Origin of the sequence: Pseudomonas sp. PDM16 (genome assembly GCF_014851865.1) — a bacterium.
GTDB lineage: Bacteria > Pseudomonadota > Gammaproteobacteria > Pseudomonadales > Pseudomonadaceae > Aquipseudomonas.
Genome location: NZ_JACVAM010000028.1, coordinates 1 through 572 on the forward strand (window position 1 = coordinate 1; position 572 = coordinate 572).

Annotated in this window: 1 protein-coding gene; it reads right to left on the reverse strand. The window is 52.4% G+C overall.

What is annotated here, in order from left to right; genetic code table 11:
- Nucleotides 1-230, reverse strand: a 230-nt coding sequence (locus IB234_RS24085) for a hypothetical protein (protein ID WP_225580787.1), incomplete at its 3' end; no start/stop codon positions are given.
- Nucleotides 231-572: the final 342 nt, after the last annotated feature.

Below are 572 nucleotides of genomic sequence, written 5' to 3' on the forward strand. Positions count from 1 at the left end.
GATACGGATTTTTTGGTTAGAAGCCGACGCTCAAGCTCAGCTTCGGATGCCACACCTCGTAGCTCGGCGTAGACGCCAGATGAAGATTCAGACTCGTCATCTGTATAGATTGAGACGTCGTGCTTTTTACACTCTTGGATTAAGCGTTGCTTTCTTGTTTCGGGAGATGCGGGCCCCAAGAATTTATCCCAGTCCGTAGCTTTATCTTTTGGGCGGAATGGAAATTTCATGAGAGGCCTCTAACGTTTGGCTAAGGGGCCGGCTTTAGCCGGTCCCGGTGAGCGAAGCGAACGACTTGAGCCAGTTGTTAGGCAGAGGACATCGAGTCGGACGCAGGACATGCTGCCAACGCCGAGCTTAACTGGCGGAGCGCACGGCGTGTCGGTTTTGGCCCGGAAGGTTATTTGTGATGTACGCATTGTGTGAAAGCAACTCCCTTGCTGAACACAAATAACGGCATTTACTGCCAAGCCACCATTCGATTCAGTGCCGGCGCTGCGATGCGGCAGCTGTGTTCTTGGGCACGGACATCAACCATGACTTTGCTCTTGCCGCCTAACGATTAAGCTAAC